This window comes from Sulfitobacter sp. M85 (genome assembly GCF_029285915.1).
GTDB classification, from domain to species: domain Bacteria; phylum Pseudomonadota; class Alphaproteobacteria; order Rhodobacterales; family Rhodobacteraceae; genus Sulfitobacter; species Sulfitobacter faviae.
In genome coordinates, this window is record NZ_JABECQ010000001.1 from 123,494 (window position 1) to 141,055 (window position 17,562).

Consider the following 17,562-nt stretch of genomic DNA (forward strand, 5'->3'; position numbering starts at 1 on the left):
GCTGGAAACTGCCGGAGATACCCATGCCTGACCTCTACGCCTATACTGACGGTGCCTGTTCGGGCAATCCCGGCCCCGGCGGCTGGGGCGTGCTGATGCGCGCCATGGACGGCGATAAGATCGTCAAGGAACGCGAGTTGAAAGGCGGCGAGGCGCAGACCACCAACAACCGCATGGAGTTGATGGCCGCGATCTCGGCCTTGGAATCGCTCAGCCGGCCGACCGAGATCACGCTGGTGACCGATAGCAACTACGTCAAAAACGGCATCACCGGCTGGATTTTTGGCTGGAAAAAGAACGGTTGGAAGAACGCGGCCAAGAAGCCGGTCAAGAATGCCGAGCTTTGGCAACGGCTGGACGCCGCGAATGCGCGGCACAATGTGACGTGGAAATGGGTCAAGGGCCACGCCGGCCACCCCGAGAACGAGCGCGCCGATGAACTGGCCCGCGCGGGCATGGCCCCCTTCAAACCGGGCGGCAAGAAGTGACCCTGCTGGCCCTGCTGGACTATGCCGCCGTGCTGGTCTTTGCCATCACCGGCGCGCTTGTTGCCAGCCGGGCGCAGCTTGATATCGTGGGCTTTGCCTTTATCGCCTGCCTGACCGCCGTGGGCGGCGGCACGATCCGTGACCTTCTGCTCGACCGCAACCCGATCTTCTGGATCGAGACCCCCAGCATGTTGGGCGTGGCCATCCTGGCCGCTTTGGTGGTGTTTTTCACCGCCCACCTGCTCGAAAGTCGCTTTCGTACCTTGATCTGGCTCGACAGTCTGGCCCTTGCCGTTGCCGTGGCGGCGGGGGTTGGTGTTGCCATGGCGCAAGAGCAGTCCGCGCCAATCATCATCGTCATGGGCATGATCACCGGCTGTATGGGCGGGCTGATGCGTGATGTGGTGGTGGGGCAGCTGCCGCTGGTGCTGACCCAAGGCGAGCTTTACGCCACCGCAGCGCTCTCAGGTGCCGCCGTTGCCGTGCTGCTGTCGCCCTATTTCGATGGCACGCTCTACCCGCTGCTGGCCTGCGCTGCGACGACTTGGGTGCTGCGCGCCGGGTCGCTTTATTTTGGCTGGCACCTGCCGGTCTACAAAAGCACCCCGCCCAAAAGCTGAACGCTCGGCCTCAGCTAAGACGCGCACCCACTGCGATCTGCGCACCGCGTTGAAACACATCCGCCTCCTGCACGCCCTTGCCCGCGCGCTGTAGCCGCGTCAGCCGCACCGCCCCCTCGCCACAGGCGATGCGCAGCCCGTCCGACAGCACCTCACCCGGCGCGCCGGTGCCCTCGTCCAGCACCGAGCCGAGGACTTTCACCCGCTGGCCGTCAATCTCGAACCACGCGCCGGGAAAGGGCGACAGCCCGCGGATCTGGCGATCCACCTCAACCGCGGGGCGGGTCCAGTCGATGCGCGCTTCGGCCTTGTCGATCTTGGCGGCATAGGTGACGCCCTCTTCGGGCTGGGGCTGCGGCGTCAGATCGGTCAGTTGCGACAGCGCCTTGTTGATCGCAACCGCGCCCATGGCGCTCAGCCGGTCATGCAACTGTGCCGTGGTCTCATCGCTGCCGATCTCGGTCTCTTCGCACAGCAGCACCGGCCCGGTATCCAACCCCGCTTCCATCTGCATGATGCACACGCCGGTCTTTTCGTCGCCCGCCATGATCGCACGGTGAATGGGCGCCGCGCCGCGCCAGCGCGGCAGCAGGCTGGCGTGGATGTTCAAACAGCCATGTTTCGGCGCGTCGAGAATGGGCTGCGGCAGGATCAGACCGTAGGCCACGACCACCGCCGCATCGGCCTCAAGCGCGGCGAACTCTTCCTGCGGCTCGGGATGTTTGAGCGATACCGGATGGCGCACCAGCAGTCCAAGCGCTTCGGCGCGTTGCTGCACCGGGCTGGGGCGGGGCTTCTTGCCGCGCCCGGCGGGGCGGGGCGGTTGGCAATAGACCGCACAGATCTCATGCCCACCCTGCACCAGCGCATCGAGGATCGGCACCGAGAAATCGGGCGTGCCCATGAAGATCAGTCGCATCTGTTCACTCCTGCCGGACAGCGCCTTGGAGAGCGCCGTCAGCCGTTCTGTTTGCGTGCCTTGCGCAACAGCATGTCGCGCTTGGTTTTGCTGAGGTTGTCGAAATACATCTTGCCCGCCAAATGGTCGATCTGGTGCTGCACGCTCACCGCTTCCAGCCCGACGAAATCACGCTCCACCTCGGCCCCCGTCTCATCCAGAAAGCGTACCTTCACCCCACGCGGGCGGCGGATCACGGCGCTGAAACCGGGCAGATTGGGGCTGGCCTCCTCGTAAGGATGCAACACGGCAGAGGCATCGACGATCACCGGGTTCGCCAGCCGAATGCGTTTGTTTCGCGCTTCCGAGGCATCGACGACGGCCACCTGCAACATCACCCCGATCTGCGGCGCGGCAAGGCCGACGCCGGGCATGGCGTCCATCGTCTCGATCATGTCGTCCCAGAGGGTGCGGATTTCATCCGTCACCGCCTCAATCGGTTCGGCGGGGCTGCGCAGGCGTTTGTCGGGCCATGGAACATAGCGGCGTAGGGTCATTGTGCGTTGAACTCCGCAATCTTGGCCGCGCGGGTCTCCGCGTCGAGGTGATCGAAGGTCACCACACCATCAAGGTGATCCATCTCATGCTGCGCGATTAGCGCGGCGGCGCCTTCCATGCTCTGCACATAGCGGCCCCCGTTCAGACCGGTCCAAACCATCTGGACCTGCGCAGGGCGCGAGATGTCGGTGCTGATGCCGGGGATGCTAAGGCAGCCTTCGGTATTGGTCACCCGCTCTTCGCCGATCTCTTGAAACATCGGGTTGATGCAGACGAGCGGGTCGGACTTATTTTCTTTCCAGCCCGCATCCATCACGAAGATGCGCAGCATCGCGCCCACCTGCGGCCCGGCAAGGCCCCGGCCCGGTGCGGCATACATCGTTTCCAGCATATCGGCGGCAAGGCGTTCGATCTCGGGCGTGATCTCCTCGACCGGGGCGCAGATTTCGGCCAGTCGCGGGTCGGGCCAGCGAAGAACCTCCAGCACGCTCATCCGCGCGCCAGCTCGCGCTTGAGCTTGACCATCTTGCGGGTGATCATCTGACGCTTCAGCGGCTTGAGGTAGTCGATGAAAAGCTTGCCGTCGAGGTGGTCGATCTCATGCTGAACGCAGGTCGCCCAAAGCCCGTCAAAGGCCTCCTGCTGCTCTTTCCCGTCACGGTCGAGCCAGCGCACCTCAACCTCTGCCGGGCGGGTCACCTCGGCATATTGGTCGGGGATGCTGAGACAGCCTTCTTCATAGGTGTTGAGCCCGTCCGAAGAAGCCACAATTTCGGGGTTGAACATCAGCAAGGGCCGGGGCGCTTCGCCCTCTTCCTTGACGCAATCCAGCACGATCACCCGGCTCAACACGCCGATCTGCGGCGCGGCAAGGCCGATGCCCGGCGCATCATACATGGTGGTCAACATATCATCGCCCAGCACGCGCAGCTCGTCGCTGAGATCGGCGACGGGGGCTGCGGCTTTTTTGAGCCGTGGATCGGGGTGCAAAAGGATCGGGCGTTTCATCCCGCTCATTTAGGCCATGCCCGTGCATCGCGCAACCGGGGGCTTGCAGCGCCTGCGGCAGCCGTTAGCTTGGCCGCAATATCAGGAGAGACCAGCATGAGCTTTGACGACATCATCGACCGGCGCGGCACCCATTGTGCGAAATGGGACAAGATGGAAGCGATCTATGGCGTGCCCGCAGATAGCGGCATCGCCATGTGGGTGGCAGACATGGATTTCCGCCCCCCGCAGGTGGTGCAGGACGCGCTTCAGGCCCAGATCGACCACGGGGTGCACGGGTATTTCGGCGACGACAGCAAATACCTCGCCGCGATCCAGTGGTGGATGGAAAACCGCCACGGCTGGAAGGTCGATCCGCAGGCGATCTTCACCACGCATGGCTTGGTGAACGCCACCGCCATGTGCGTCGACGCCTTTACCCAGCCCGGCGATGGCGTCGTGCTGTTCACCCCGGTTTACCACGCCTTCGCCCGCGTGATTAACGCCGCCGAGCGACGGGTGGTGGAATGCCCGCTGACCAATGCCTCGGGCCGCTACGAGATGGATTTCGATGCCTATGATGCCCTGATGACCGGGGATGAGAAGATGGTGATCCTCTGCTCGCCGCATAACCCCGGCGGGCGGGTCTGGAGCCGTGAGGAACTGCAAGGCGTGGCCGACTTCGCCAAGCGGCACGATCTGGTGCTGGTCTCGGATGAGATCCACCACGATCTGGTGATGCCGGGGCACAAGCATATCCCCATGGCGCAGATCGACGGGATTGCAGACCGACTGGTTATGATGACCGCCACGACAAAGACCTTCAACATCGCGGGCGGCCATACCGGAAACGTCATCATCCTCGACCCCAAGCTGCGCGCGCGCTTTGCCCGGCGCATGGCGGCCTTGGGCGTTTCGGCAAATTCCTTCGGGCTGATCATGGCAACCGCCGCCTATTCGCCCGAAGGGGCCGCTTGGGTGGATGAGTTGACCGCCTATCTCGACGGCAACCGGCAGCTTTTCGACGAGGCGGTGAATGCGATCCCGGGGCTAAGCTCGATGCCGCTGGAATCGACCTATCTGGCTTGGGTGGACTTTTCGGGCACCGGCATGGCGCCCGCGGAGTTTCAGGACCGTGTCGAGAAAAGCGCCGCCATCGCTGCCAACCACGGCGCCACCTTTGGCACGGGGGGCGAAAGTTTCATGCGCTTCAACCTCGCCACCCCGCGCGCCCGGGTCGAGGAAGCCTGCGAGCGGCTCACCAAAGCCTTCAGTGATTTGCAGTAACGAAACGGCGCGGCGGGGCAGCCCCGCCGTGCCGCCCTATCAGGTGCGGCCGTCTTCGATCAGCCCCAGCGGCGCATCGGCGGGGCGTTCGAAATCAAGCGGCGGACGGTCCGCCACGGCGGTGGCGCGTTTGAACTCATAGCGCATCTCGCCCGCTTCTTCCTCACTCGCCACGATCAGACATTGGAACAGATGCAGGCTGCCGTCATAGAGATCGACCAGCCCGCGCAGCTTCGGCGCATCCTCCAAATCGACGGAGAAACCGGTCTTCCACATGCGCAGCACGCGGTAGACATCACCGCCCGCCTCAAGCCGCAGGCGCGCGCCCTTGCGCAGGCTTGTCATACGCGCGGCATCCAGCCCCGCCTGTATTTCTTTCGACAGAAATTCTTCCATGCGCAATCCCCCCGCTGATGCCTCTAAGCTGGCGGAAAGCGTAGAAAATTCAAGTTAAGAATTGGTGACGTTTGGGCAGTCTGCATCAGCGCAGAGCGGCTGCGCGCCTATGAAGATGGGCGGCCCCCGCGCCCTGCCCTAAATATACCCTCAAACGCGGAAAGGAGAACAAGATGGGCCTATTGGTCGACGGTAAATGGCAAGATAAATGGTATGACACCAAATCCTCGGGCGGCAAATTTGAGCGCAGCGAGGCCAAGTTTCGCAACTGGGTGACCGCCGATGGCAGCGCCGGACCAAGCGGCGAAGGCGGGTTCAAGGCAGAATCGGGGCGCTATCACCTCTACGTCAGCTATGCCTGCCCTTGGGCGCATCGCGCGCTGATCTTCCGCCAGTTGAAGGGGCTTGAGGATCACATCGGTGTCTCTGTCGTGCATCCCGATATGCTGGGGGAGGGCTGGACCTTTGACACGGATTTCCCCGGTGCCACGGGCGACACGCTCTTCGGCCTGCCCTATGCCCGCGACATCTACACCCGTGCCAATCCCAATTTCACAGGCCGCGTCACCGTGCCGATTCTTTGGGACAAAGCGCGCGAGACCATCGTCAGCAATGAGAGCGCCGAGATCATCCGCATGTTCAACAGCGCTTTCAACGCGATCATCGGCAACAGTGATGACTATTACCCCGCGCCCCTGCACGGCCGCATCGAAGAGGTGAACGCCCGCGTCTATGACACGCTGAACAACGGCGTCTACAAAGCCGGCTTCGCCACCACGCAAGAGGCCTATGACGCCGCCGTGCATCCGCTCTTCGACACGCTGGATTGGATCGAAGACATCCTGTCGCAGAACCGCTACCTCGCGGGCGACCGGATGACCGAGGCGGACTGGCGGCTTTTCACCACGTTGGTGCGCTTCGACAAGGTTTATCACCTGCACTTCAAATGTAACCGCCACCGGATCGTCGATTACCCGAACATCTGGGCCTATACGCGCGAACTCTATCAGGTGCCGGGCGTGGCCGAGACGGTGAACTTCGACCATATCGTGCGGCACTATCACTACAGCCATGATACGATTAACCCGCACCGCATCATCCCGATCAATCCGGTGCTGGACTTCGACGCGCCGCACGGGCGCGGCTGACCTCCCCTCCCCCTGCCCCGTGGAAGACGCTTGATCGCGCAGCGCTTTTGCGCTTTCACCGCAGCGACGACGGCAGGGGGATGATCATGCAAAAGCCAGACCAGCGCGACCACGGCGGCGGTGTCGATGCGGCAGCGGCGCGTTTCGGCGGAGCGCGGTCGGATTGGATCGACCTTTCCACCGGGATCAACCCCGCGCCCTACCCGATACCTGCCCTGCCTGCGGGCACATGGACTGCCCTCCCCGATGCCGCGGCGCAAGACGCGCTGCTGGCCGCCGCCCGCGCCTTTTGGCAAGTGCCCGAAGGGGCCGCGATCCTCGCCGTGCCGGGGGCCTCCTCGGCCATCGCGCGAATCCCGGCGCTGGCCCCGAAGGGCCGCGTGCGCATCCCCGGGCCGACCTATAACGAACATGCCGCCAGCTTCGCCGAGAACGGCTGGCAAGTGGTCGAGACGGGCGAAGCCGAAGCCGCCGTTCACGTCCGTCCCAACAACCCCGACGGGCGCCTGTGGCCCATGGCAGAGACGAGAGCCCCGCTCAGCATCATTGATGAGAGCTTTTGCGACATCACGCCCAACGCCACCCTGATGGCGCAGGCCACGGTGCCCGGCACGCTGATCCTCAAGAGCTTTGGCAAGTTCTGGGGGCTGGCCGGGCTGCGGCTGGGGTTCGTGATCGGCGATCCGGCCTTGGTCACGCGGCTTGAACAGATGCTTGGGCCGTGGCCGGTCGGCGGCCCCGCGCTGCATATCGGCGCAGCGGCGCTGCGGGATCAACCATGGGCCGAGGCCACGCGGGCGCGGCTGGGGGCCGAGGCCACGCGCCTCGACGGGTTGATGACCACAGCAGGCGCAGAGATCGTCGGCGGCACCCCGCTTTTCCGGCTCTATGAGGTCGAAGACGCGCAGGCTTGGCAAACCCGCCTCGCCCGGCACCAGATCTGGAGCCGCATCTTCCCCTATAACCCCCGCTGGCTGCGCCTTGGCCTGCCGCCCTCGATAGGTTGGGCGCGGTTGGAGCAGGCGCTGGCATGAGCACGGCGGCGGTCCTCGCGCTGGCCATGCTGCTGGATGCAGCACTTGGAGAGCCGGATTGGCTCTGGCGTCGCCTGCCGCATCCGGCGGTGCTGATGGGGCGGCTGATCGGCTGGGGGGATCGTCGGTTAAACCACGGCGAAGCCCGCCGCGCCAAGGGCGTGGCGCTGCTGCTGGCGCTGATGATCGGGGCCGCGCTGCTCGGCTGGGCGCTCAGCCTTGCTGGCCCCCTCGTCGAGATCATCCTCGCCGCCATCCTGCTGGCGCAACGTTCCCTCGTTGAGCACCTGCGCGCCGTGGCAGATGGCCTGCGCCAGTCCCTGCCCGCAGGGCGCCGCGCCGTGGCGATGATCGTCAGCCGCGACACTGCCGCGATGCCCGCAGACGCCGTCGCCCGCTCCGCCATCGAAAGCGGGGCGGAGAACCTCAGCGACGGGATCATCGCCCCTGCCTTTTGGTTCCTGCTGGGCGGGCTGCCGGGGCTGCTGGTCTATAAAATCGTCAATACCGCCGACAGTATGATCGGCTACCGCACCCCACGCTATGCCGATTTCGGCTGGGCCGCGGCGCGGATGGATGACCTTCTGAACCTCGCCCCCGCACGGCTGACCGCGCTGCTGATTGCCCTGCCCGGCGGGGTGCTGCACCGCTGGCGCGACATCAAGGCCGACGCGGCGCTGCACCGCTCGCCCAACGCCGGTTGGCCGGAAGCCGCCATGGCGCGGGCCATAGGTGTGGCCCTCGCCGGTCCGCGCAGTTATGATGGGCGGGTGCAGCAGTTTCCTTGGGTGCATGGCGCGGGGGCGCGCGTCATCGGACCTTTGGAGATCGATGCGGCCATCACCCGCCTCTGGCAGGCATGGTTGGTGATGTGGGCAATCGCCCTAGTTCTGGCCTGTCTGTGACAAAGAGGTATCCATGCGCCCCACGTTTCTCGCCGCCGCCCTTGCGGCCCTCACCCTTCCCGCCAGCGCCTATGCGCAAGCCAAATGCGGCGGGGATTTCTCCAGTTTCATCGCCGATGCCAAGGCCGAGGCCGTGGCGAACGGCGCCGATCCCGCCAAGGCCGAGCGTTTCTTTGCCGGCCTGCGCCAAGACCCCGCCGTTCTGCGCGCCGATCAGGCCCAAGGGGTGTTTCAAAAGCCCTTCATCGAATTCTCGCGCCGCCTGATCTCGGAAAACCGGATCAACCGGGGCCGCGCCATGGCCGAGAAATACGACGCCATCTTCGACCGGATCGAGGCGGAATACGGCGTCAGCCGTGGGGTGCTCTTGGCTTTCTGGGCGTTCGAGACGGATTACGGCGCAATCCAAGGCGACTTCAACACCGCCAACGCGCTGGCGACCCTTTCCCATGACTGCCGCCGCCCCGAACTGTTCCGCCCACAGCTTTTCGCGGCGCTAGAGCTTTTCGAGCGCGGTGAGTTCGACCCGGCCACCACCACCGGTGCTTGGGCCGGTGAGATCGGCATGGTGCAAATGCTGCCGCGCGACATCCTAGAGAACGGGGTGGATGGCGACGGCGACGGCGCGGTCTCGCTCAAGACCTCCGCCCCCGATGCGCTGCTGTCAGGCGCCAAGATGCTGCAAAGCCTCGGCTGGCGCGCGGGCGAGCCTTGGTTGGCCGAGGTCACCCTGCCGCAGGATTTCGACTGGTCGCAAACCGGGCTGGAGACCACGAAACCCGTCAGCGAATGGCAGGCCATGGGTGTCTCCCCCCGCAACGGGCTGCTGGCCGAGGGGCTGACCGCCTCCGTCCTGCTGCCGCAGGGGCGCGGCGGGCCTGCTTTCATCGCCTATCCGAACTTCCGCGTTTATTTCGAGTGGAACCAGAGCTTTACCTACGTCATGACCGCTGCCTATTTCGCCACACGGCTGGAAGGCGCGCAGGTCTATGACGCGGGCAGTCCGGCCCCCGGTCTGGGCGGCGAGGCGATGAAAACGCTGCAACGCAAACTCCAAGCCAAGGGCTATGACGTGGGCGATGTGGATGGCATCCTCGGCTCCGGCACCCGCGCCGCCGTACGCGCGGAACAGGCCCGTCTTGGCATGCCCGTCGATGGCTGGCCCACGCCCGACCTGCTGAACCAACTGTAAGGAGAAGACCGATGGCCCTCAAGAAAACCGCCGCGCAAATGGTCGCCGAGGCCCGCGCCCGGATCGAAGAGATCGACAGCACCGAGGCCATCGCCATGCTCGACGACGAAAACGTGCAATTCGTCGACCTGCGTGACCCCCGCGAACGCGAACGCACCGGGTTCATCCCCGGTGCCTTCCACTGCCCGCGCGGCATGTTGGAGTTCTGGGTCGACCCCGAGAGCCCCTATTTCAAAGAGGTCTTTGCCCAAGACAAGAAGTTCGTCTTTCACTGCGCCTCTGGCTGGCGCTCGGCCATCTCGGTCGCGACGCTGCAAGACATGGGCTTTGACGCGGCCCACCTGAAGGACGGTTTCGGCGGCTGGGAAAAAGCGGGCGGCCCGATCGAGAGGTCTTGAAGCGTAGGCTTTGATCTGGCCTCCCCCGCGCAAAGCTGCCACAAGTTTTGCAACGTCAAAGGAGAGACAGAATGACCGAGATCAAACGCCACCACACCAACACCCGCATGAGCCAGATCGTCGAGCATGGCGATGTGATCTACCTTGCCGGTCAGGTCGGCACGGCGGGGGCGGATGTAGCCCAGCAGACCCAAGATTGCCTTGATAAGGTCGACGCCCTGCTGGCCGAGGTCGGCAGCGACAAGACCCGCATCCTGCAATCCACCATCTGGCTGGCCGACATGGCCGATTTCGAAGCCATGAACGCCGTTTGGGACGAATGGGCGCCCGAGGGCCAAGCCCCCGCCCGCGCCTGCGGCGAATCCAAACTCGCCACGCCGGAATATCTGGTCGAAGTGCTGGTGATCGCCGCCAAAGCCTGAGCCATTGCCCCGCGCCCTGTTACGGGGCGCGGGGCTTTGTCGGACCCCCAGATGACCCCCTGCACCCTCACCGCCCTGTCGGACCTCGCCCAGCTCCGCGTCGATACGATCATCGACGTGCGCGCGCCAATGGAGTTTGCCGAGGATCATCTGCCCGGTGCCATTAACCTGCCCGTGCTGTCGGACGCGGAGCGCGCCGAAGTGGGCACGATCTACAAGCAGGTCAGCCCCTTTGACGCGCGCAAGATCGGCGGGGCGCTGGTCGCGCAGAACACCGCGCGGCATTTGCAGACGGCGCTGGCGGATAAAGACGGCGGCTGGCAGCCGCTGGTCTATTGCTGGCGCGGCGGGCAGCGGTCGGGGGCATTCTCGACGATCCTCGATCAGGTTGGCTGGCGCGTGCAACTTCTGCGCGGCGGCTATCGCAGCTACCGGCGGCTCGTGGTCGCGGCACTCTACGACACGCCCCTGCCGCATCGGCTTATGCTGATCGAAGGTGGCACCGGCACGGCCAAGACACGGCTGTTGCATCATCTGGCGCAGGTGGGCGCGCAGGTGCTTGACCTCGAAGGGCTGGCGCAGCACCGCGGCTCGCTTTTCGGTGCGATGGATGGTGGGCAGCCGCATCAAAAGATGTTCGAATCCCGGCTCGCCCGAGCGCTATTGCCGTTCGACCCCGCGCAGGTGACATGGGTCGAAGCCGAGAGCAGCAAGATCGGCGACATCACCCTTCCGCCTGCGCTTTGGGCCGCGATGCGCGACGCCGCGCGGGTTGAGATCGCCGCCCCCTTGGCCGCGCGGGCGGATTTTCTGTGCCGGGCCTATGATGACCTGACCACCGACCCCGCCATGCTCGAAAATCGCATCGACAAGCTGCGGCCCTATCATAGCGGTGAGACGATCACCCAGTGGCAGGCCCAAGCCCGCGCAGGCGATTGGGCCAGCCTCGCCGAAGGGCTGATCGGCCAGCATTACGATCCGCGCTATGCCAAGGCCGCCAGCCGCAACCCCGCCCCGCGCGCCCGGTTGACGCTGGACCGGCTTGATGACAGCACATTGGCCGAAACCGCCGCAGCCCTGCACAGCCGTTTCACCGCAAACGGATAGAAGGCCCCCCCGCCTCAAGCCGCCCGATGATATGGCCCGCCAAGCCTTCGGCCTTTAACCGCGCCTGCGCCGCTTTCGCCGCATCCTCGGGCAGGGCTGCCAGCAGCCCCCCGGCGGTTTGCGGATCGTGGAAAAGCGGGTTCACCGGGTCTGCCGCCGCAATCGGGGCGTCCGCCTGATTGACCGCCAGCAAGGAAGAGGCCACCCCCTGATCCGACAGCGTCTGCGCGCCGGGGTAGATCGGCACCGCCTCCGCCCAAAGCTCCGCCGCCAATCCCGAGGCACGGCAGATCGCTTGCAAATGGCCGGCAAGGCCAAAGCCCGTCACATCCGTCATCGCATGGGCCGTGCCCAAAATCTCCGCCTCCCGCGCCTGCGGGGTGGCCATGACGTCGAGCGCTTCGGCCACCACCCGCCCCGGCGCGGTCCCCGCCATATGGCCTGCAAGGATCACCCCCGACCCGATGGGCCGGGTCAGCACCAGCACATCGCCCGGCTGCGCGCCACCGTGGCCAATCGGCATCGCGTCGCGGGTGCCGGTGACCGTAAAGCCGATGGTCAGTTCCGCGCCCATGGTCGTATGGCCGCCCACGATCTGCGCACCTGCACCCGCCATCACCTCCTGCGCGGCCACCGCGATCTCGCGCAGGGTCCGGGCCTGCAATTCGGGCGACATGCGCGGCAGGATGATCGAACTCAGTGCCGCCTGCGGTGCGGCCCCCATCGCCCAGATGTCGCCCAAAGCATGCACCGCCGCGACCCGCGTCATCAGGGCCGGGTCTTCGATGAAGCCGCGCAAATGATCCGTGCTCATCACCTGAAAGCCGCCACCGGGGCGGCGCAGCACCGCCGCATCATCGCCCGCCCCGGTGAGCACATCGCCCGAGACGGGCGGCTGCACCTCGGCCAAGAGATCGCCCAGCACCGCACCGCCCACCTTGGCCCCGCATCCACCACAAAGCGGTTTGCCCGCCAGCGCCTCCTGCACGCCCGAGGCCACCGGGCCCGTCAGCGCATCGGTCTTCATCGCGGGCAGGTCATCGAGCCCGTCCATAAACTTCCGGTCGATCCGGTCTTTCCACTGCCACAGCAGCGCACCGCCAAGGGCCAGCCCATTCCGCTCCGCCACAGCGGCTTTCCCGCCGAGTGAAATCAGCTTGAGATAATGCCGCTGCGGTTTGAACGCCCGCCGTGTCCCGCCGCTAAGCGCCGCGCGCAGGTTGTCGTGCAGCACCGGCGCCGCCCGCACGGCAAAGACACCGGCCTTGGGGCGCGGGCTGGCCTCCATATGGGCGCAATCGCCAACGGCGAAGAGCCTGTCATCATCTACCACCCCCAGATCGGCCCCGACGCGGATGAACCCCGCGTGCAGCGGCAGATCGGTCTGGGCAAGCCAGCCCTGCGGCACCGCCCCCGCAGCCCCCACGCAAAGCGCCGCGGGGATCGGCGCGCCATCCGCCAAGAGTACCTGCCGGTCGGTGATCTGCTTGACCTCGGCCTCAAGCGCCACGGTCACCCCAAGCTCTGCCATCTGCCGCCGCACCATCGCCTCGGTCCGGGGGGCCATGCCGGAAAGCTGCGGCCCGTGTTCCACCACCGTCACCGCTGGCTGCCCCCCCGCTTCGCGCAGGGCAAAGGCCATCGCCATGGCAAGCTCGCAGCCCGCCACACCGCCACCGATCACCGCCACCTCGGGCGGCTGCTCCCCCGCCTTGACCGCCGCGAGAAACTCCCGCCAACGCGCGGCATAGCGATCGAGCGGCTTGGCCCCGACCGCGTGCTCGGCAAATCCCGGCAGGTCCATCTTGGCCGTGATGCCTATGTCGATTGACGCCACATCATAGGCCACGGCCCCGCACCCTTCGACCGTGATCTCCCGCGCCGCGCGGTCGATCCCCGTCGCCGCCCCAAGGATCAACCGCGCCCCGGCGTGGCGACAAAGGCGCATGAGGTCGATCTCCAACGCATCGCGGTCGTAATGCCCGGCGATATGACCGGGCAGCATGCCGGTATAGGGCGCAGTGGGGCCGGGGTTGATCACCGTCAGCCGCGCGCCGGGCAGCGGGTCCATCCCCCATTTGCGCAGCACCAGCGCATGGGCGTGCCCGCCCCCCACCAGCACCAGATCCCGCGTCAGGGGCAGATCGCTTTGCACCAGATTGCCTCACTCTCTCTTTCCGCTTTGGCTTATAGCTACCCCAAGCCGCCCGCCCGCGCCATCGGCCTGACCGAGATGTGAGCGGGCCGGATCAGAGCGGAAATGGCGCTTCCCCGCCCATTCAGGCCCGGAAAGCCGCCAAACCGGTAAAAAGGGTGACAATTCGCCACAAAACCCCCATGTACATTCCATCCCCGACCCTCTACCGACGGTCGGATTCCTTTGCCGTGGCTGGTAGCACCCCACGTGCCCGCCCCCCGCACAACGTTCAAGACAGGACAGCCTTCGTGATCCAGACTATTGCCGATGCCCTTGCCCAACAGGGTTATGAAACACTTACCGCCGTACAGGAGGCCGTCACAGACCCTGCGCTGAACGATCAAGACCTTCTGGTTTCGGCCCAAACCGGGTCGGGCAAAACGGTGGGCTTCGGCCTTGCCATCGCGCCGACGCTTCTGGGCGAGGACACGCATTTCGGCCAAGCAGGCGCGCCGCTGGCGCTGATCATCGCGCCGACGCGCGAATTGGCCATGCAGGTTAGCCGCGAGTTGACCTGGCTTTATGGCAAGGCGGGCGCGGTGGTCACCACCTGCGTCGGCGGCATGGACACCCGGACCGAGCGCCGGGCGCTGGACCGCGGCGCGCATATCGTCGTCGCCACGCCGGGTCGCCTCTGCGACCACATCAAACGCAACAACATCAACCTCGACGCGATCCGCGCCGTGGTGCTGGACGAAGCGGATGAGATGCTCGACCTCGGCTTCCGCGAAGACCTTGAGTTCATCCTGTCGGAATCCCCCGAAGAGCGCCGCACGCTGCTGTTCTCGGCCACCGTACCTGCGGCGATTGCCAAACTGGCGCAATCCTACCAGCGCGACGCGCAGCGCATCACCACCGTTGGCGAAGCCAAGCAGCACAGCGACATCGAATATCGCGCGCTGAACGTCCACCCGCGCGACACCGAGAACGCGATTATCAACGTGCTGCGCTTCTATGAAGCCAAGAACGCCATCGTCTTCTGTAACACCCGTGCCGCCGTGGCGCGTCTGACCACCCGCTTCACCAACCGCGGCTTTTCGGTCGTGGCGCTGTCGGGTGAGTTAACGCAGTCCGAGCGCACCAACGCATTGCAAGCCCTGCGCGATGGGCGTGCGCGCGTTTGTATTGCGACCGACGTCGCCGCGCGCGGCATCGACCTGCCGAACCTCGAACTGGTGATCCACGCCGACCTGCCCAGCAACTCCGACACGCTGCTGCACCGCTCGGGCCGGACGGGCCGCGCCGGGCGCAAGGGGGTTTCCGCCCTGATCGTACCGCCCAAGATGCGCAGCAAGGCGAACCGGCTTCTGGGCTGGGCCAAGCTGAAAGTGGAATGGGCCGCACCGCCCTCCGCCGCCGAGGTCAACGCCGCTGACGAAGCCCGCCTGCTGGCCGATTCCGCATGGGTGGAGCCTGCGCCCGAGGATGCGGCGGAATTCGTCACCTCACTGGTCGAGAAATTCAGCGCCGAGCAATTGGCCACCGCCTTCGTCAACCTCTACCGCAAGCGGCAATCCGCTCCGGAAGAGCTGAGCGACCCCGGCGCGCCGGGCGAGGACAAGCCGCGCCGCGACTTTGGCCCATCGGTCTGGTTCTCGGTCTCCACCGGGCGCAAAGACGGGGCCGAGCCGCGCATGTTGCTGCCGATGCTCTGCCGCCGGGGCGACCTGACCAAGGACGACATCGGCGCGATCCGCGTGCAAGACAGCCACAGTTTCGTGGAGGTGGCCGAAGCCTCGGTGCCCGGCCTGCTCGACACGCTCGGCGGCGACATGAAACTGGAAGACGGCGTGGTGCTGACCAAGCTGGACAAAGCGCCCGATCTGCCGCGCGGCCCCAAGCCCGGCGGCAAACGTGGCCCGAAACCCGGCGGTTTCAAAGGCGACCGCGGCCCCCGCAAACCGCGCGGCGATTATGACCCGGATGCCGCCCCCGCCCCGCGCAAACCCCGCGCGAAATCCAGCGACGGCCCCGGTGCTGCGTCTTTCGACAAGCCGAAATTCGACAAACCCCGCGCGCCCAAGGGCGAACGCCCACCGAAGTCGCATAAGACCGAGCGTAGCCCGATGAAACCCGGCGCGACGCCCAAGCCCAAATCGGGCGGCGACACGAGCGGCAAGCCCAAGGCAAAGGCCGTTTGGAAAAAGGAAAAGCCCGCGGGCGACGCCCCGCGCAAGGGCAAGGGCAAGCCGACCACCTCGGTCACCACGCCGGGCGGAGAGAAGTCCTACAAACGGGCCTCCGACCCGTCCAAACGCTTCACCCCGCCGAATAAGATCGGCAAACAGGGCGGCAAGGGTGGCCCTAAATCGAAATAAGACCAAACGCCGGGGCCTCACCCCGGCGTTTTTGCATCCGGCGCCATTTCTTTAAAGAAATCGCCCCCTCTGGCCTCACCGAAGGGGATAAACTGGCACTACTGGATCGTGCCTATTCGCGGTGTTCTTGGAACAGTTTATCCCGCCTTTGCGCGGGCTTCATTCGTGGGCTCGCCCACCCGTAAAGAAAGGTTTGCCCCATGGACGGCAATTTCAACGAGAACGACATCTCCCGCGTTGTCGAAGCCGACCGCGCGCATATCTGGCACCACCTGAGCCAGCACAAACCCTATGAAACCACCGACCCGCGCATCATCGTCGAAGGCAAGGGAATCCGGGTCTGGGACCAAAAGGGCAAGGAACACCTCGACGCCGTCTCGGGCGGGGTCTGGACGGTCAACGTCGGCTATGGCCGCGAAAGCATCGCCAATGCGGTGCGCGATCAGTTGATCAAGCTGAACTATTTCGCGGGCTCTGCAGGCTCGATCCCCGGCTCTCATTTCGCCGAGAAATTGCTCGACAAGATGCCGGGGCTGGACCGCGTCTACTATTGCAACTCCGGCTCCGAGGCGAATGAGAAAGCCTTCAAGATGGTTCGCCAGATCGCGCACAAGCGCTACGGCGGCAAGAAGCACAAGATCCTCTACCGCGACCGCGACTACCATGGCACCACGCTTGGCTGTCTCTCGGCAGGCGGTCAGGACGAGCGCAATGCGCAATACGGCCCCTTCGCACCGGGTTTCGTGCGGGTGCCGCATTGCCTTGAATACCGCAGTTTCGAACAGGACGGCGCGCCGCAGGAAAACTACGGTGTCTGGGCCGCCGATCAGATCGAAAAGGTGATCCTCGCCGAAGGCCCCGAAACCGTCGGCGCGCTCTGCCTTGAGCCGGTCACCGCAGGCGGCGGCGTGATCTGCCCGCCCGAAGGCTATTGGGAGCGCGTGCAAGAGATTTGCCGCAAATACGACATCCTGCTGCACATCGATGAGGTCGTCTGCGGCGTGGGCCGCACCGGCACATGGTTCGGCTATCAGCACTACGGCATCCAGCCCGACATGGTGACCATGGCCAAGGGCGTCGCCTCGGGCTATGCCGCAATCGCCTGTCTGGTCACGACCGATGCGGTCTTTGACATGTTCAAGGACGATGCCAGCGATCCGCTGAACTATTTCCGCGACATCTCGACCTTTGGTGGCTGCACCGCGGGGCCGACCGCGGGCATCGAAAACATGAACATCATCGAGCGTGAGAACCTGTTGGAGAACACCACCAACATGGGCCACTACATGCTGGAGCAGCTTCACGCGCTGGCCGACAAGCACAAGGTGATCGGTGATGTGCGCGGCAAAGGGCTGTTTCTGGGGGCCGAACTGGTGACGGACCGCGACAGCCGCGCCCCTGTTGAGGAAAAGCGCATTCAGGCCGTGGTGGGCGATTGCATGGCCCAAGGGGTGATCATCGGCGCCACCAACCGTTCCCTGCCTGGCAAGAACAACACGCTGTGTTTCTCGCCCGCGCTGATCGCCACCCGCGATGATATTGATGAGATCATCACGGCGGTCGATGGTGCCTTGGGCCGGGTCTTCACTTCGGCGTAAAACCGCGTC

18 protein-coding genes are annotated in these 17,562 nt (G+C 65.3%); 12 read left to right on the plus strand and 6 right to left on the minus strand.

Going from position 1 to position 17,562, the window contains the following annotated elements; genetic code table 11:
• Positions 1–23: 23 nt before the first annotated feature.
• Both rnhA and HKX24_RS00730 read left to right on the plus strand, forming a co-directional pair.
• Positions 24–488, plus strand: coding sequence for a ribonuclease HI (gene rnhA, locus HKX24_RS00725; RefSeq protein ID WP_271692491.1), 465 nt, complete (start codon positions 24–26; stop codon positions 486–488).
• On the plus strand, positions 485–1,108 hold the full coding sequence (locus HKX24_RS00730) for a trimeric intracellular cation channel family protein (protein WP_271692492.1): 624 nt from the start codon (positions 485–487) through the stop codon (positions 1,106–1,108). Before rnhA ends, HKX24_RS00730 begins: the two co-directional genes overlap by 4 nt.
• A 10-nt stretch (positions 1,109–1,118) precedes the next feature.
• On the opposite strand, the gene fmt is transcribed toward HKX24_RS00730, so the two are convergent.
• From fmt to def (HKX24_RS00750), 4 genes are read right to left on the minus strand one after another with little or no spacing between them, the layout of a single operon-like run.
• Positions 1,119–2,027: a methionyl-tRNA formyltransferase gene (gene fmt / locus HKX24_RS00735; protein ID WP_271692493.1), complete on the minus strand. Its 909-nt coding sequence runs from the start codon at positions 2,025–2,027 to the stop codon at positions 1,119–1,121.
• Positions 2,028–2,065: 38 nt separating this feature from the next.
• The gene (gene def / locus HKX24_RS00740; RefSeq protein WP_271692494.1) at positions 2,066–2,563 is read right to left on the minus strand and encodes a peptide deformylase; all 498 of its coding nucleotides are present in this window, start codon (positions 2,561–2,563) and stop codon (positions 2,066–2,068) included.
• Positions 2,560–3,057, minus strand: a complete 498-nt coding sequence (gene def, locus HKX24_RS00745) for a peptide deformylase (protein ID WP_271688413.1) — start codon at positions 3,055–3,057, stop codon at positions 2,560–2,562. The genes def (HKX24_RS00740) and def (HKX24_RS00745) overlap by 4 nt, the downstream gene beginning before the upstream one ends.
• Positions 3,054–3,572 carry a peptide deformylase gene (gene def, locus HKX24_RS00750; protein ID WP_271692495.1) on the minus strand — a complete coding sequence of 173 codons (519 nt, stop codon included), beginning with the start codon at positions 3,570–3,572 and terminating at the stop codon, positions 3,054–3,056. The genes def (HKX24_RS00745) and def (HKX24_RS00750) overlap by 4 nt, the downstream gene beginning before the upstream one ends.
• A gap of 96 nt (positions 3,573–3,668) precedes the next feature.
• On the opposite strand from def (HKX24_RS00750), the gene HKX24_RS00755 reads away from it, so the two are divergent.
• Positions 3,669–4,838: a MalY/PatB family protein gene (locus HKX24_RS00755; RefSeq protein ID WP_271692496.1), complete on the plus strand. Its 1,170-nt coding sequence runs from the start codon at positions 3,669–3,671 to the stop codon at positions 4,836–4,838.
• A gap of 39 nt (positions 4,839–4,877) precedes the next feature.
• Here the strand turns inward: HKX24_RS00755 and HKX24_RS00760 are convergent, their stop codons facing one another.
• On the minus strand, positions 4,878–5,234 hold the full coding sequence (locus HKX24_RS00760) for a hypothetical protein (RefSeq protein ID WP_276153754.1): 357 nt from the start codon (positions 5,232–5,234) through the stop codon (positions 4,878–4,880).
• Positions 5,235–5,407: 173 nt separating this feature from the next.
• On the opposite strand from HKX24_RS00760, the gene HKX24_RS00765 reads away from it, so the two are divergent.
• The 7 genes from HKX24_RS00765 (at position 5,408) to mnmH (ending at position 11,440) form a co-directional block, all read left to right on the plus strand.
• Entirely contained in the window at positions 5,408–6,382 is a 975-nt protein-coding gene (locus tag HKX24_RS00765) for a glutathione S-transferase family protein (protein ID WP_271692498.1), read from the plus strand.
• Between the two features lie 86 nt (positions 6,383–6,468).
• Positions 6,469–7,416, plus strand: a complete 948-nt coding sequence (gene cobD / locus HKX24_RS00770) for a threonine-phosphate decarboxylase CobD (protein WP_271692499.1) — start codon at positions 6,469–6,471, stop codon at positions 7,414–7,416.
• Entirely contained in the window at positions 7,413–8,321 is a 909-nt protein-coding gene (gene cbiB / locus HKX24_RS00775) for an adenosylcobinamide-phosphate synthase CbiB (protein ID WP_271692500.1), read from the plus strand. Before cobD ends, cbiB begins: the two co-directional genes overlap by 4 nt.
• 13 nt (positions 8,322–8,334) lie before the next feature.
• Positions 8,335–9,513: a lytic murein transglycosylase gene (locus tag HKX24_RS00780; RefSeq protein ID WP_271692501.1), complete on the plus strand. Its 1,179-nt coding sequence runs from the start codon at positions 8,335–8,337 to the stop codon at positions 9,511–9,513.
• Positions 9,514–9,524: 11 nt separating this feature from the next.
• Positions 9,525–9,911: a rhodanese-like domain-containing protein gene (locus tag HKX24_RS00785; RefSeq protein WP_271692502.1), complete on the plus strand. Its 387-nt coding sequence runs from the start codon at positions 9,525–9,527 to the stop codon at positions 9,909–9,911.
• A gap of 71 nt (positions 9,912–9,982) precedes the next feature.
• A complete protein-coding gene (locus HKX24_RS00790) occupies positions 9,983–10,333 on the plus strand; it encodes a RidA family protein (RefSeq protein WP_271692503.1) in 351 nt (116 codons plus the stop codon).
• Positions 10,334–10,384: 51 nt separating this feature from the next.
• Positions 10,385–11,440, plus strand: a complete 1,056-nt coding sequence (gene mnmH, locus HKX24_RS00795; protein ID WP_271692504.1) for a tRNA 2-selenouridine(34) synthase MnmH — start codon at positions 10,385–10,387, stop codon at positions 11,438–11,440.
• Here the strand turns inward: mnmH and selD are convergent.
• Entirely contained in the window at positions 11,424–13,598 is a 2,175-nt protein-coding gene (gene selD, locus HKX24_RS00800) for a selenide, water dikinase SelD (protein ID WP_271693863.1), read from the minus strand. The genes mnmH and selD overlap by 17 nt on opposite strands.
• 287 nt (positions 13,599–13,885) lie before the next feature.
• On the opposite strand from selD, the gene HKX24_RS00805 reads away from it, so the two are divergent.
• Together HKX24_RS00805 and HKX24_RS00810 are read left to right on the plus strand one after the other, a co-directional pair.
• A complete protein-coding gene (locus HKX24_RS00805; RefSeq protein ID WP_271692505.1) occupies positions 13,886–15,955 on the plus strand; it encodes a DEAD/DEAH box helicase in 2,070 nt (689 codons plus the stop codon).
• Positions 15,956–16,155: 200 nt separating this feature from the next.
• The gene (locus HKX24_RS00810) at positions 16,156–17,553 is read left to right on the plus strand and encodes an aminotransferase class III-fold pyridoxal phosphate-dependent enzyme (RefSeq protein ID WP_271688424.1); all 1,398 of its coding nucleotides are present in this window, start codon (positions 16,156–16,158) and stop codon (positions 17,551–17,553) included.
• Positions 17,554–17,562: the final 9 nt, after the last annotated feature.

Excerpts from the sequence above, each read along its gene's own strand:
- rnhA (WP_271692491.1), top strand. The coding sequence starts at position 24 with ATGCCTGACCTCTACGCCTATACTGACGGTGCCTGTTCGGGCAATCCC.
- fmt (WP_271692493.1), bottom strand. The coding sequence starts at position 2,027 with ATGCGACTGATCTTCATGGGCACGCCCGATTTCTCGGTGCCGATCCTC.
- def (WP_271692494.1), bottom strand. The coding sequence starts at position 2,563 with ATGACCCTACGCCGCTATGTTCCATGGCCCGACAAACGCCTGCGCAGC.
- def (WP_271688413.1), bottom strand. The coding sequence starts at position 3,057 with ATGAGCGTGCTGGAGGTTCTTCGCTGGCCCGACCCGCGACTGGCCGAA.
- def (WP_271692495.1), bottom strand. The coding sequence starts at position 3,572 with ATGAAACGCCCGATCCTTTTGCACCCCGATCCACGGCTCAAAAAAGCC.
- HKX24_RS00755 (WP_271692496.1), top strand. The coding sequence starts at position 3,669 with ATGAGCTTTGACGACATCATCGACCGGCGCGGCACCCATTGTGCGAAA.
- HKX24_RS00760 (WP_276153754.1), bottom strand. The coding sequence starts at position 5,234 with ATGGAAGAATTTCTGTCGAAAGAAATACAGGCGGGGCTGGATGCCGCG.
- HKX24_RS00765 (WP_271692498.1), top strand. The coding sequence starts at position 5,408 with ATGGGCCTATTGGTCGACGGTAAATGGCAAGATAAATGGTATGACACC.
- cobD (WP_271692499.1), top strand. The coding sequence starts at position 6,469 with ATGCAAAAGCCAGACCAGCGCGACCACGGCGGCGGTGTCGATGCGGCA.
- cbiB (WP_271692500.1), top strand. The coding sequence starts at position 7,413 with ATGAGCACGGCGGCGGTCCTCGCGCTGGCCATGCTGCTGGATGCAGCA.
- HKX24_RS00780 (WP_271692501.1), top strand. The coding sequence starts at position 8,335 with ATGCGCCCCACGTTTCTCGCCGCCGCCCTTGCGGCCCTCACCCTTCCC.
- HKX24_RS00785 (WP_271692502.1), top strand. The coding sequence starts at position 9,525 with ATGGCCCTCAAGAAAACCGCCGCGCAAATGGTCGCCGAGGCCCGCGCC.
- HKX24_RS00790 (WP_271692503.1), top strand. The coding sequence starts at position 9,983 with ATGACCGAGATCAAACGCCACCACACCAACACCCGCATGAGCCAGATC.
- mnmH (WP_271692504.1), top strand. The coding sequence starts at position 10,385 with ATGACCCCCTGCACCCTCACCGCCCTGTCGGACCTCGCCCAGCTCCGC.
- HKX24_RS00810 (WP_271688424.1), top strand. The coding sequence starts at position 16,156 with ATGGACGGCAATTTCAACGAGAACGACATCTCCCGCGTTGTCGAAGCC.